The 13754-nt window shown below is 61.3% G+C and carries 11 protein-coding genes and 1 pseudogene; 10 read left to right on the top strand and 2 right to left on the bottom strand.

Features of this window, described 5'->3' with window-relative positions; genetic code table 11:
* Positions 1-472 (bottom strand): annotated as a pseudogene (locus NKJ81_RS31415) (DUF3363 domain-containing protein); the annotation flags it as partial.
* A gap of 880 nt (positions 473-1352) precedes the next feature.
* Here NKJ81_RS31415 and NKJ81_RS31420 point away from each other — a divergent pair.
* Positions 1353-2120 carry a transposase gene (locus NKJ81_RS31420; protein WP_352542836.1) on the top strand — a complete coding sequence of 256 codons (768 nt, stop codon included), beginning with the start codon at positions 1353-1355 and terminating at the stop codon, positions 2118-2120.
* Between the two features lie 324 nt (positions 2121-2444).
* On the top strand, positions 2445-2978 hold the full coding sequence (locus NKJ81_RS31425; protein WP_352542837.1) for a Ros/MucR family transcriptional regulator: 534 nt from the start codon (positions 2445-2447) through the stop codon (positions 2976-2978).
* A gap of 81 nt (positions 2979-3059) precedes the next feature.
* Here the strand turns inward: NKJ81_RS31425 and NKJ81_RS31430 are convergent, their stop codons facing one another.
* Entirely contained in the window at positions 3060-3365 is a 306-nt protein-coding gene (locus NKJ81_RS31430; RefSeq protein WP_352542838.1) for a DUF736 domain-containing protein, read from the bottom strand.
* 1151 nt (positions 3366-4516) lie between these two features.
* Between NKJ81_RS31430 and NKJ81_RS31435 the strand changes: the two genes are divergently transcribed.
* From NKJ81_RS31435 to NKJ81_RS31470, 8 genes are read left to right on the top strand one after another with little or no spacing between them, the layout of a single operon-like run.
* Complete coding sequence (locus tag NKJ81_RS31435; RefSeq protein ID WP_352542839.1) at positions 4517-5530, top strand: ABC transporter substrate-binding protein; 1014 nt, start codon at positions 4517-4519, stop codon at positions 5528-5530.
* A gap of 30 nt (positions 5531-5560) precedes the next feature.
* Entirely contained in the window at positions 5561-6568 is a 1008-nt protein-coding gene (locus NKJ81_RS31440) for an ABC transporter substrate-binding protein (RefSeq protein WP_352542840.1), read from the top strand.
* A gap of 45 nt (positions 6569-6613) precedes the next feature.
* Entirely contained in the window at positions 6614-7621 is a 1008-nt protein-coding gene (locus NKJ81_RS31445) for an ABC transporter substrate-binding protein (RefSeq protein ID WP_352542841.1), read from the top strand.
* 33 nt (positions 7622-7654) lie between these two features.
* Positions 7655-8665 carry an ABC transporter substrate-binding protein gene (locus NKJ81_RS31450; protein ID WP_352542842.1) on the top strand — a complete coding sequence of 337 codons (1011 nt, stop codon included), beginning with the start codon at positions 7655-7657 and terminating at the stop codon, positions 8663-8665.
* Positions 8662-9246 carry an SCO family protein gene (locus NKJ81_RS31455; protein ID WP_352542843.1) on the top strand — a complete coding sequence of 195 codons (585 nt, stop codon included), beginning with the start codon at positions 8662-8664 and terminating at the stop codon, positions 9244-9246. Before NKJ81_RS31450 ends, NKJ81_RS31455 begins: the two co-directional genes overlap by 4 nt.
* Positions 9212-11866: a GAF domain-containing protein gene (locus NKJ81_RS31460; RefSeq protein WP_352542844.1), complete on the top strand. Its 2655-nt coding sequence runs from the start codon at positions 9212-9214 to the stop codon at positions 11864-11866. The genes NKJ81_RS31455 and NKJ81_RS31460 overlap by 35 nt, the downstream gene beginning before the upstream one ends.
* Complete coding sequence (locus tag NKJ81_RS31465; RefSeq protein ID WP_352542845.1) at positions 11863-12228, top strand: response regulator; 366 nt, start codon at positions 11863-11865, stop codon at positions 12226-12228. The genes NKJ81_RS31460 and NKJ81_RS31465 overlap by 4 nt, the downstream gene beginning before the upstream one ends.
* Positions 12229-12241: 13 nt before the next feature.
* Positions 12242-13390: a response regulator gene (locus tag NKJ81_RS31470; RefSeq protein WP_352542846.1), complete on the top strand. Its 1149-nt coding sequence runs from the start codon at positions 12242-12244 to the stop codon at positions 13388-13390.
* Positions 13391-13754: the final 364 nt, after the last annotated feature.

Below are 13754 nucleotides of genomic sequence, written 5' to 3' on the forward strand. Positions count from 1 at the left end.
AGGCCTTGCTGTCGGCCTCGTCGTCGAAGGCCGAGTACACCCTGCCCTTCTCGCCGTCCCTGGTGACGCCGTCGCGCTGGAGATAGCGCAGATGCGCATCGACGGCCTTGCTCGTCGTCATGAACTTGTGGCCGCGCCCGCTCGCCTTGCCGCGCCCCGGCAGCTTGACGACGCGCGCCTTTACCACGACGCGGCGGGAGCGAAAGCGGACGCCATTGCCGTCCTGCTTCCACCCGCCACCATCCCTTGGCAACCCTGCCGCCAGCTTGCCGCCGCGGCCGCGGGCATTGAAGCGGCCACTTCCCTTTCCGCCGCCGCTGCTTGCGCCGATGCGGTTGGGATCGCCGCCCTGCTTCCGGATGGCAATCTCGACCTGGCGTACGAAGGGCAGCGTCCGTGAATTGACCGGCGCGCCACCATGCCGCATCCGGCCGGTGCGAACCTCGAATCTGTCGCTGTCACGAGCTGCCATGACGACAGCATCGGGAGTCGGATTTGGTGCTTCAAGATGGCCGGAGCGCAGAGCGTGCTACGGCGCGCAAAGACTTGCTGCGGCGAAGAATGGCGGATCGCACATCGCTGCGGCACGATAGTTTTGCGTTTCGGATCAACAGCATAGCCATAGCCTGTCAGCCCCGCACCTCACGTCATTCTGCCTGAGGTCGGCACGGGCAGGAAAAACAATGTGCAGACAAGCACTTACGAGCGAAGCGAGGCGAGCGCCAGCTCGCTTTATCTTGCTGTCCCTCTCCGCACTCTGTAACCGTCCGGATCCTGCACACCTAGTGCAATCTCGCAACGTGTGGGGTTCCTTCTTATCGAGGAGGATCTTCGGCGGTGCCTCGTCGTTCCTGGGACAAGGCCGACAACTCGTACTGGTCGACGCATGTCGCGACCTGGTATCGGGGGCCGTTTTGAGGTGGAGGAATATTGCCGCCGGCGCAAGCTTTCGATGACGACTTTCAAGCTGTGGGTGCGTCATCCGGTGAGCGCGGAAGATCGGCGCAAACGTGCGGAATATCTGCGGAAATTGCGCGGGGAAAGCCGCAAAAGCGGGGCAAGAAAGGGCCGCCGAAGCGACGCAAGAGCCCGCGCCGCTACTGCTACAGCGTGCGTACGGACACGATCCGATTTGCTCTGCAGGCGTTCTGGGGCATGCATGTGGAGGCGATGAACTGGAGCGGATTGGGGCCTGCCGAATATGCCGTGGCGCTCGGGCTTTCGCCCCCATGCGCTGCGCAAATGGCGCGCTCGTCTTGAGGAATTCGAATTCGAACTGGACTGGCGATCTCTGTTGCATCCGAGTGCCCGGGCTCAATTAAGCAGCGCTGATTGCGTGCGGCGCCAATCGCTTGAGACTGCGGGTTGACGGGCGGTCGGACCGGCGCCGCTTCAGCGACGCGCAGAAGCAGGCGATTGTGCAGGAGACGGAGAAGCCTGGTGTCAGTGGCGGAGGTTGCCGCCGCCATGGAGTCGCCACCAGCACGGCCTTCCGCTGGCGTGTCGAGTTTCGGCCTGACCGCTCGCAAGACGCCGCAATTGGCAACTGTTGCGCTCATCCATGGGGCGAAAAAACGAACGCCGGCGACGGCTCCCCTGTGCAATCTCGTGCGGCCGCCGGACGGCATGGTGGCAGTCCGACTGGACAACGGGCGGCGCGTCTTTGCGTCCGTCGGCAGCAATGCGGATGCAGTCAAGCGGCATCTCGCGGTAAGGGAGAACGCATCATGATCGTCGTTGCGGCGGGTGTGAAGATGCATCTGGCGCTCGGTCATACCGACCGTCAAGAGGCTCGACGGGCTCGCCATACTGATCCAGGAGCAGCTGAAAGATGGATCCCTTCTCGGATTCCGAGCGCAATGGACCCCGACCACATCGAACGCGATATCAGCGAAGGCGCGAACATCACTCCGCGCCGTAGCGAACCCGGAAAAGCGCAACCAAAGCGCGGGCCGCTGCCCGATCATCCGCCGCGCGTTGTTGCGGCGGCACCCTGCCCAGCATCTGCGAGAGCATTAGCGAGATCCTCGACTATACCCAGGCGCGGTTTAGATGTAGCGCCACGCCGCCCGAAATGTGCCTGCCGGACCCGTTGGCCCGAACAGGTTCAGGCAACTTGAACGTCGCCGACGCGTTCCAGATGAATTGCGCCCGAAGCTCCAATTCACCGCCGCCGCCGCGAGGAGGACCGCGCCGCCAAGTGCCGAGAGGATAAAGATTGTACGCGCATGTTCATCGCTCGATCTGCGGTGCAGCAGCTTTCACCGGTTTATCAGCAACTCTGTCCGCAGCCGGGCAGAACGATGGAAGCGAAAGCTTGCCGGCTTGATATTTGCGACGAATGAGGTTTGTTGCGGAACAACGAATTATTTGCCTGATTGGCAATAAACAGCCCATCCGTTTCAACGCGCGCTATTAGAGCCGTCAGACAAGAGGAAAACTCGATGACCGTTTCTCCAGACCCAAGCGACCAGGCTGATCTCGTATCAATCACCGCCGACATCGTTTCCGCCTACGTTTCGAACAATCCGCTGCCGGTCGGCGAGTTGTCGAAGTTGATCGGGGATGTCTATGTCGCTTTGCAAGGGATCGGCAGACCTGTGGCTGCGACCGCAGCCAAGCTGGAGCCGGCGGTGTCGATCAAGAAGTCAGTGTCACCTGATTTCATCATATGCCTGGAAGACGGGAAAAAGTTCAAATCCTTGAAGCGGCATATCGGAACGCATTACAATCTGAGTCCGGACGAATACCGGCAGAAATGGAACCTGCCCTCCGACTATCCGATGGTAGCGCCGAACTACGCGGCCACCCGCTCGGCCCTGGCGAAATCAATAGGCCTGGGACGCAAGGCGGCAGCGCCAGAAACAGCTGCGGCAGAAAAACCAAAACGAGCTGCTCGCGCGGCAGCAGCGACAACAGCCGCAAGGGCAGTCAAGTCGCCGGTGAAGAAGGCGCGCAAGACACCCGTCAAAGCATAGCGTGCTGCACCAGATAGAGGTCAGTGGCGAACCTGAACATGGCGAAGCCCCGCCTTGCGCGGGGCTTTGTGTTAGCTCAGATCACTCGCCGGCGCGGCGGGACCAGATGAGCGAGAACTCGCCCTCGGTCTCGACCAGGCTCGCATAGATCGGAGCGGGGAAGCTCGGATCGTCGAGCTTGACCGAGTGATAGTCGCGGCCCTCGCGCGAGGTCTTCTTCCATGCCGCCCCGAACTCGATGGCGCCGGCGAAAATGCGGAAGTCCGGACCTTTTTCATTGTCGCCTTCGGCTGGCGTGAACGTCACCGACTTGACGTTGAGGTTCAGGGTTTTGACTGAGCCGGAGAAGCCGTTCGCGGTGCGGGAGAATGTGCCGATCGTCGCCATTGTGATGGTTCCTTCTGTTTCTCGGGCCGCGCCTATCGCGGCCTCGATGGTGGTCTTGAGACCGGGGACGATCGGGCCGCACCCAAAGTGGCTGAAACGAAGTGGAAGACGGCGCCGCGAGACTTTCTTGGGCCGCGAGGAATGGACGCAAACCGGGGTCCCCGCCAGGTGTGCCGGGTGGGGTGGTACGGCCAGGGGAAGAAAACGAAGCGCCGTCGTTGCGGGAAGACGATCGAGGTTGAGCCAAGCGAAAACGGTCTTCGGTCAGACCCAATCCATTCGAGGGCGCCATGGGCGTAGCTAGGATGGACAGACAGTCACAACGGCGACCGCGATCAGTCACCCGCTTCCCAGCCCTGTCATGAGCGCTTTGGCGGTCAATACAGCTAACCCACACCTCAACCATGAGAATGATGATGCCGCTCCAGGTACCCGCGCCAAGATGGCCGGCGAGCGGAGCTGGGCCGCGCCGTGAAGCTGGGCGGACCGGATCAGTTCAGTTCAGTTCAGGAGGTGGGTGACGCGCTCCATTGCGAGTGGGCGGCCACGCTCTGGTACAGATTGTATTTGTGCGAGCGATGGCCAAAGCCATTTCTCCATCGGCGGCTCATTTGCCTTATGCTTCGTCAATGATCCGAAATCCGCGTTCCAGACTGCAATCCTATGCTGCTTGACCCTATATTGATCAGCGATCTTGCCCCAAGGCATCCATTCCAAACGGCACAACGCGCCACTTGCTGACGCAGTGCGCCGATGTACGAACGTCTCGATATTTTGGGGCCGACAGCGGAATGGCGGCTTTTGGCGTCCGAAGAACGATAGCGGACGTTCAGCGGGTGGGTCCGGCCGCAGCAAACTTGAACTGGCCATTCGCAACCCCGTAAACAGTCTCCATGACAGCGAGGCGCTGGCGGGACGTTCGGCGTAGCAAGTTTTGCGCTCGCTACCTACGCAAATTGGGCGTATCGTGGCATATCGTCTGTTGCTAATAAATGAGCCGGCGACTGAGAGCGCAAGACTCTCGCATCGGACTAGGCGCGCTAGGTTCCACAACTACTCGTCGCGCTCACCAGACCATCTGCCTCTGCTGAAACCTCTTTTCCTCGGTTCCGGCCAGTATTGCTTTTGCCAATCGGAAGAGGAGCGTTCTGATGCAGATCATCCAAACCCGCCGCCGGTTCCTAGCCGGCGCTGCAATGGCAGGCGCTGCCGGTATCGTCGGTGTTCCAGGGTCACTCCACGCGGAACCGCCGTTGGAAACGACCACGGTTCGTCTGCCGCTGTGGGTCGGTAGTTCCTACTGTTGGGCAGGTGCGTACATCGCCGGAGAACTGATGCGCGCCGAGGGTCTTACCGATGTCCGCTACATAGAAGGCGACAGAAGCGTCAACCAATCGGTATGGATCGCACGCGGTGAGACCGATTTCTCCGTGAACTTTGCGCCGAACCAGGTCGCGTCGATCGCCGCCGGCGTGCCGATCAAGGTGCTGACCGGCTTGCACTCGGGATGCCTCGAACTGATCGCCAAGGAGAGCATTCGCAGCGTCACGGATCTGCGGGGCAAGAGAGTGGGCGTGAACGGTTTCAACAACTCGCGGCACGTGTGGCTGTCCCTCATGTCCGCTTATGTCGGACTCGATCCAGTGAACGATATCCAATGGGTCTTGACTAACGACGTCAAGCCGACGGAACTCTTCGTCGAAGGGAAGATCGACGCATTCCTCGGGACGCCGCCCCAGCCGCAGGAGCTGCGCGCCAAGAAGATCGGCCACACGATCCTCAACAATGCCGTCGACCGCCCGTGGTCGCAGTATTTCTGCTGCATGATCTCGGCCACGACGGACTATGTGACAAGATACCCGGTGGCGACCAAGCGGGTCTTGCGATCCATCCTCAAGGCCGCCGACCTCTGCGTGTCAGATCCCGAAAGTGTGGCCCAGCAGATGGTCGATCGCGATTTTGAGACCAGCTATGACTACGCGCTCCAAACTCTGAAGGACATTCGGTACGACCGCTGGCGGGAATTCGATCCCGAAGACTCCTTGCGGTTCTACGCACTGCGCATGCAGGAGACCGGCATGATCAGGTCCAGCCCACAACAGATCATCGCCAACGGAACGGACTGGCGCTTCCTCGACGAGTTGAAGCGTGAGCTGAAAACCTGATCCCATCTGGTCTCGAGGGGAGACGTAGACATGCAAATCATTCAGAGCCGCAGGCGCTTCCTGGCCGGCCTGACGGCTGCCGGCACCGCAAGCCTCGTCGGCGCTCCAACTCGAGTTCTTGCCGAGCCAGGGCCGGAGACCACACGCATTCGCTTGGCCAAGATCCCTAGCATCTGCGTGGCGCCACAGTATGTTGTAGAGGACCTGCTGCGCGCTGAGGGCTTCACCGAGGTTGCCTATGTCGCGGCAGGCCCCGGTGCGGCCACGGCCTCCGCGGTGGCGAATGGCGAGATCGACTTTAGCCTCAACTTCGTGACAAATTCGATCGTCGCCTTGGACTCCGGTGCGCGGCTCACTCTGCTCGGGGGCGTCCATCCCGGTTGCTTCGAGCTGTTTGCCAAGCACGGGATCGACAGCGTCGTCGATCTGAAAGGCCGGAACGTCGGCGTCCAGGGGCTCGGTTCGGGGCCGCATCTGTTCCTCGCCAGCATCGCCGCCTATGTCGGGCTCGATCCGGCGCGCGACATCAACTGGGTGGTGGACCCGGCGGTCAAGCCCAAGGAGCTGTTCGCGCGGGGCGAAATCGATGCATTCCTGGGCTTTCCGCCGGACCCGCAGGAATTGCGGCGCAGCAAGGTCGGGCACGTGATCGTCAACAGCACAGTGGACCGACCTTGGTCGCAATATTTTTGCTGCATGCTGTCCGGCAACAGCGATTTTGTGGCCGCGCATCCGGTTGCTACCAAGCGGGTGCTGCGCGCCATCCTCAAGGCCGCGGATCTATGCACCGCCGCGCCGGCCTTGGTTGCCGAGCGCTTGGTCGCGGGCGGATTCGCCAGCCGCTACGATGACGCGTTCGCAGCGATCAGCGAGTTGCCCTACCGGAAATGGCGGGACTACGATTCAACTGACACCGTCCGCTTCTATGCGCTGCGGCTGAAGGAAATCGGTTTGATCGGGTCCACACCCGACAGGATCATCGCCAACGGAACAGACTGGCGCTTCCTCAATGAGCTAAAGCGAGAGCTGAAGACGTAGACCTATCGCCAATACGCGTTGCCTTTTCAAGGGAAGGAGAGACTCGTGCAGATTGTCCAGAACCGTCGCCGTTTCCTTACAGGCCTGTCTGCGCTCGCAGCCGCGGGTCTTGCAAAGGGCCGCAACGCGGCCGCCGCCGAAGCGGCACCTGAAACCACGACCGCCCGCTTTGCGGCGGCGCCTGGTATCTGCATCGCTCCGCAGTACGTCGCCGAGGATCTGATCCGCGCAGAGGGGTTCTCAGATTTCGGCTTCGTGGCCGCCGAGGCCGGTATCGCCCAGACCGAGATGCTGGCGCGCGGGGACATCGACTTCGGCATTGACTTTGCCACGGCCCTAATCATTCCGGTCGACACTGGCGCACCGATCAAGGTGATCTCCGGAGTGCATGTCGGCTGCTACGAGTTGTTCGGACGCGAGGACATCAAGAGCATCGCGGATCTCAAGGGCCGCAAGGTCGGCGTCGGCGGCAATCTATCGTCGGATCCACATATCTTCGTCAGCGCCATGGCGACCTATGTCGGCCTCGATCCGCAACGCGACATCGAATGGATCGTCGGCGAGGCAAAGCCGGCCGAGCTCTTCGCCGATGGCAAGGTCGACGCCTTCCTGGCTTTTCCGCCTGAGGCTCAAGACCTCCGCGCCCGCAAAGTCGGCCACGTCATCCTCGACAGTTCCAAGGACCGACCGTGGTCGCAATATTACTGCTGCATGCTGGCGGTCAACGCCGCGTATGCCGAGAAAAATCCAGCCGCCACCAAGCGGGTCATCCGGGCGATCATCAAATCGGCCGACATCTGCGCGGCTGAACCGGAACGGGTGGCACGCCTTCTGGTGGATCGCGGACACACGGAACAATACGACTACGCTGTGCAGTCGCTCCGCGAGCTCCCATACTCTAATTGGCGCGACTTCGATCCCGAGGACACGATGAGGTTCTTCTCGCTGCGGCTGCATGAAGCTGGGATTGTCAAGTCGAGCCCAAACGAGATCATCGCGAACGGCACGGATTGGCGCTTTTTCAACGAGGTCAAGCGCGAGTTGAAAGGCTGAGTCTGCTCGTGCCGAGGGGAGAGGAGACGTGACATGGAGATTGTCCAGCGCCGCCGCCACTTCATGATGGGCCTGTCGGCGGTCGGCGCCGCGGTCCTCGTCAAAGTGCCGACATTGGCTCATGCCGAGCCGGCGCCAGAGACCACGACAGTGCGTTTGCCAAGGACGTTCCGCGCCCTTTGCGAAGCACCCAAGAATATCGCCGGGGAGCTATTGCGCGCCGAAGGGTTCACCGATGTACGCTACATAGACTTGGCCGTCGACTCCGATCCGTTCGCGATGCTCGCAAACGGCGAACTGGATTTCGCCACCGACTTTCCGCCAGCGCACATCATGGCGATCGAAGCCGGCATGCCGATAAAGGTGGTCACCGGCCTGCACTCCGGCTGCCTCGAACTGATCGTCAACGAAAGCATTAACAGCATCTCCGACCTCAAGGGCAAGAGGGTGGGCGTGTTCGCGCTGACGTCAGCTCCGCACGTGCTCGTGACCCTCATGGCCGCCTATGTCGGTCTCGATCCCGCCACCGATCTCAAGTGGGTCGCGAACCCGGACGTCAGCTCGATGCAACTCTTTAACGAAGGAAAGGTCGATGCCTTTCTGGCGGTGCCACCCGAGCCGCAGGAGCAGCGCGTCCGGAAGGTCGGCCACACGATCCTTAATACGACCGTCGACCGGCCATGGTCGCAACACTACTGCTGCATGCTTGCCGGCCGCGCGGACTATGTCGACAGACACCCGGTGGCGACCAAACGCGTGCTGCGAGCCATCCTCAAGGGCGCCGACATCTGCGTGTCGGATCCGCAACTGGCTGCGCAACTATCGGTCGACGGCAAGTTCACCGATCGATACGACTATGCATTGGAGGGCTTGCGCGGAGCGCGCTACGACGTGTGGCGGGAGTTCGACCCCGAAGACACGATGCGCTTCTACGCACTGCGGATGAACGAAGTCGGCTTCATTGAGGCCGGCCCTAGCAAGATTATCGCCAACGGCACGGATTGGCGCCTCCTCAACGAGATCAAGCGCGAGATGAAAACGTGAGCGAGTGGCCGGCGCGCATCTTGGTGCTGGCGCTGATGGCCGGGCCGGCACACGCGCACGACGCGCGGCACGACGAGCGCCTGCCGACGATCGGACAGGCGCCGGACTTTACCTTGGTATCGCAGGATAGTGTGCGCGTGTCGCTGCACGACTTTCGCGGCAAGGTGGTCGCCGTCTCATTCATCTATACGCACTGTACCGACGTCTGCCCCATGCTGACCGCCCATATGGCCAGCGTGCAGGAGGAGTTGGGTAATGCGTTCGGACCCCAAATCGCCTTCGTTTCGATCACCGTCGACCCGGAGCGCGACACGCCCGATGTTTTGAAGGAATATGCACAGAATTTTGGCGCCGATCTGAAGGGCTGGTCGTTTCTTACCGGTGATCCGGCGATTGTCCATGAGGTTGGACGGAAATACGGCGTCATCGCGAAGAAAACGGTGGACGGAGATGTCGACCATACCTTGCTGACGTCGCTCGTAGACCCCAATGGCATCTTGCGAGTACAGTATCTTGGCGTCCGGTTCGACTTGGAGGAGTTCCGGGATGACCTTGTCAGCCTCTTGGACGAATCCAAATAGCATAACGAACCGGCTCGTTGGCTGGGTTGCCCGGCTGCCGGCGCGCGTCCAGACCAAGCTCTTGATCGCGTTCCTGTCGATCGTCGGCCTGCTGATCGTGCTCGGGGCCGTCGGGTTGCAGGTGCTGAGTGGGGTCAACGATCAGACCAACGAGCTGATCAAGCTGCAGCGCAGGATCGCGGCCTATCGCCAGGTGCAGCACGATACGACCACCCAGCTCTACGGCATCTCCACCGCCCTGTTGCTTCAGGACAACCGGATGCTGGATGGGGCGCTGCGCCAGCTCAACCAGTTTGGCTATGACCTCGACCGCATGGAGTTCGTCGCCAAAGCCGAAGTGGAAGTGCTTGGCCAGGTCAGGCAAGAGTACGAACGGCTGACGGCCGGGGTGACGCACGTGGCAGAGCTCGTCCGCGCCGGTCGCACGGACGAAGCGCGCAAGGTTCAGCTGGACGAGATCATGCCGTCGGCCGACCGCCTCGAGCGGCTGACAGACCAGCTGGTCAACATGGCCGAAGCCGACATGGTGGCGGCCATCGAAGCGAGCGAGGGTGCGTACGGCACGTCCAGACTGATCGTAGTCTCGTTTGCGGTGGGCAGCATCCTGCTCGCGCTTGCGCTTGGCTACATCATCTCCTGGTCGTTGATCGAACCGGTCAAGAAGATCGAGACGCGTCTCAGTCAGATAGCGGCCGGCGACTTCGCCCAACACGTTGCCGTCGCCAATCGCGACGAACTTGGAGTGCTCGCCGCTAACGTCAACCAGACCTCCGACCAGCTGGGGCGCTTGTATCAGGAGATTGAGACGCGCACCCAGCAGCTCGATGAAGCCCTTCAGCAGCAGACAGCCACTGCAGACGTTCTGAAGGTCATCAGCCGCTCTACCTTCGATCTGCAGGTTGTGCTCGATACGTTGGTGGAATCGGCTGTCAGGCTCTGCCGTGCCGACAAGGGTGGTATCGTGCAGTTGTTGGATGGCGTATTCCGCTATGTGTCGACGCATGGCTACCCGCCCAGTTTCAGCGCCTATGTCGACGCCAATCCACTTCCAGCGCTTGCCGCAGGCCGGGGCTCCGCCGTGGGGCGCGTAATCGAAGAACGGCGGATGGTGCAAATCGAAGACGTGACCGCTGATCCGGACTACCGCGTTGCCCTGATCGCTGAGGCCGGCGGATTCCGCACCGTCCTCGCTGCTCCGCTGTTACGGGAAGGTGATCTCGTTGGCGTATTCGTCATGACGAGGGTTGAGCCGCAATCTTTCAATCCCAAGGAGATCGCGCTCGTCGAGACATTCGCCGACCAGGCGGTGATCGCCATCGAGAATGCGCGGCTCTTCGAGGCGGTGCAGTCACGAACGCGCGAGCTTGCCGCGTCTGTTGGTGAGCTCGAGGCGCTTGGTGAGGTGAGCAAGGCGGTCAATTCGACGCTGGATCTCGACACGGTGCTGAAAACAATCGTCGCCAAAGCGGTCCAGTTGTCGGAGACGGATGCTGGCACCATCTACGTGTTCAGCAGCACGCGGCAGCAATTCCGTCCGCGCGCAAACTTCGGTATGAGCGATGAGCTTATCGCCGCAGTCTCACACCAGACGATCGGGCTGGCCGACATGGGGATCGGCGACGCACCCGGGCGCTGCATGCCGGTGCAGTTTCCCGACCTCGGCCAGGAGACCTCATCCTTCCTTGTAAGAAAGACGATCGTCGATGCCGGATATCGCGGTATCCTGATCGTTCCGCTGCTGAGGCCCAACAAGATCGTCGGTGCACTGGTCGTCAGGCGCCACAAGCCAGGTGCCTTCCATGAGCAAGTCGTCCACCTGCTGGAGACCTTCGCAGCCCAATCGGTGCTCGCGATCCAGAATGCCATGCTGTTCCGCGAGATCGAGGAGAAAGGCCGGGAGCTGGAGACCGCCAGCCGCCACAAGTCCCAGTTCCTCGCGAATATGAGCCACGAGCTCAGGACACCGCTCAATTCGGTCTTGGGCTTCACAGAACTGCTGGTCGACGGCATCTACGGCGAACTCCCGGACAAGGCGAAGACGACCGTCGCGCGCGTGCAGGCAAACGGCCGCCACCTCCTCGGGCTCATCAACGACGTACTCGACCTTTCGAAGATCGAAGCCGGCCAGCTCACGCTGGCGATCGAGGACTACTCGGTCGCGCAGGTTGTTCGATTGGCCGTTACGGCTGTCGAGCCGCTGGCACGAGCGAAGGGTCTTGAGCTTTCAACGACTGTTGCCGAGAACCTTCCAATCGGCCGCGGGGACGAACGCCGTTTGACGCAGGTCCTGCTCAATCTTGCAGGCAATGCCGTCAAGTTCACCGAAACGGGTGCGGTCGACATTCTTGCCGGCGCGGTAGACGGACATTTCGAGATCACCGTCCGGGATACGGGTCCCGGCATCGCGTCCAAGGACCAGGCTCTCATCTTCGAAGAATTCCAGCAGGTCGACAACAGCAGCACCAGGCAGAAGGGTGGCACAGGTCTCGGCCTGGCGATCACAAAGCGCATCGTCGAAATGCATGGTGGGACCATAGACGTCGAGTCCGTGCTCGGGTCAGGATCGACATTCCGGCTGAAGATACCAATCCGGGTGAATGGGGACGCGAGGGCGGCATGACCAAACGAATCCTGATGGTGGAAGACACCGAGGACAACCGCCAGATCATCCGCGATCTCATTGCCACCACCGAATACGAACTGATCGAGGCGGCGGACGGCGCCGCCGGCATCGCTGCAGCGGGAGCGCACAGGCCAGACCTGATCCTTATGGACATTCAGCTCCCGGTGATCGACGGGTATGAAGCGGCCCGCCGCATCAAGGCTGACCCAACGGTGCGGCACATCCCGATCATCGCCGTCACCTCCTACGCGCTGTCGGGTGATGAGGCGAAAGCCCTTGCTGCAGGTTGCGATGGCTACATTGCCAAGCCCTTCAGTCCGCGCGAGCTGCTCGCAATGGTTCGGCAGTTCCTTTCCTGAAGGAGACAACGTCTTGCATGATCCGCCCCGAATTCTCGCGGTCGACGATACTCCGGAAAACCTCGAGATCCTGCGCATGCGCCTCGAGGCGAATGGCTACGAAGTGGCGACCGCCGCCGATGGTGAAGAGGGGTTTGCAAAAGCTCGCGAACTCACGCCGGATCTGATCCTGCTCGACATCATGATGCCGAAGCTCGACGGTATCAGCGTGGTTCGCCTGCTCAAGCAGGACATCTCGCTGCAGGCGATTCCGGTCATCCTCGTCACCGCGAAGGCCGATACGCGTGATCTTGTCGAGGGGCTGGACGCCGGGGGTGACGACTACCTGACAAAGCCCTTCGAGCACAGGGCGCTGTTGGCGCGGGTGCGCTCGATGCTTCGCCAGAAGGCGCTTCACGATACCGTCGCAAGTCAGGCCCAACTCCTCCAGGAACAGGCCGCACAGCTTTCCAATTGGAACCGCTCGCTCGAGCAGACCCTGGCGGATCAGGTGATCGAGATCGAGCGAATGGGCCGACTCCGGCGTTTCCTGCCCGAGCAAGTCGCCGACCTGATCCTTGCGGCGGGAAATGGCGACGCGCTTCTGCAAAGTCACCGTCGCGAGGTGACCGTTGTCTTTTGCGATCTACGCGGCTTTACAGCCTTCGCCGAAACTGCCGAACCCGAGGAGGTGATGGCGGTGCTTGGCGAATATCACGCCTGTCTTGGTGAACAAATCGTCCGCCACGAGGGAACTCTTGAGCGGTTCGTGGGCGACGGTATCGTTGTGGTTTTCAACGATCCACTGCCCTGCGCCGACCATACCGAGAGAGCCGTCTGCATGGCTACGGCGATGCGTGATGCGATTGACGAGCATTCGGAGCAATGGCGCAAGCGCGATCACTTGCTCGGCTTCGGAATCGGCATCGCCCGAGGCCATGCAACCATCGGGCGGATCGGTTTCGATCAGCGCGCCGATTATGCAGTGATAGGCACAGTGTCGAACCACGCCGCCCGATTATGCGAGGAAGCCAGGCCACGCCAGATTCTCGTCAGCCAGCGGGTCGTTGGTGCCGTCGAATCCCTGGTTGAGTCCGTCGCCGTTGGCGAACTGACGCTGAAGGGCTTTCGCCGATCGATGCCTGCCTATGAAATTGTGCGGTGGATCGGTCGGCCAAGCTAGGGATCACTGTGCCTAATGAGATAGATCGGCTCCTGCGCTGAATGGGCCATACAATGATGCGGGCAGCTAGACCGATCAGCGATCGGACGGCCTTGAGCTCCATGGCCGTTGCTCCCTATTCGCCTCGCTCGGGGAAACTTCCCAACGTCAGCTCGCAAGGCACGTTACAGATACCTGGTTGGCTTCTTTCAAGCCCGGTCGCCACAAGGCGCGACAGGAGTGTCCGGAAGTCCAGCCCAACCTATGAAGAGCGCCTGGACAGATAGTGATGGGGTGGACGCCCCCTCGACGGCATCGATGTGCCAGAATGGTGGTGTTTGACAGCCACCGTAAGAGAGGGAGCGTCCACAATGGAAGTTAACAC

Source organism: Mesorhizobium sp. M0018 (genome assembly GCF_040323955.1).
Classification (GTDB): Bacteria; Pseudomonadota; Alphaproteobacteria; order Rhizobiales; family Rhizobiaceae; genus Mesorhizobium.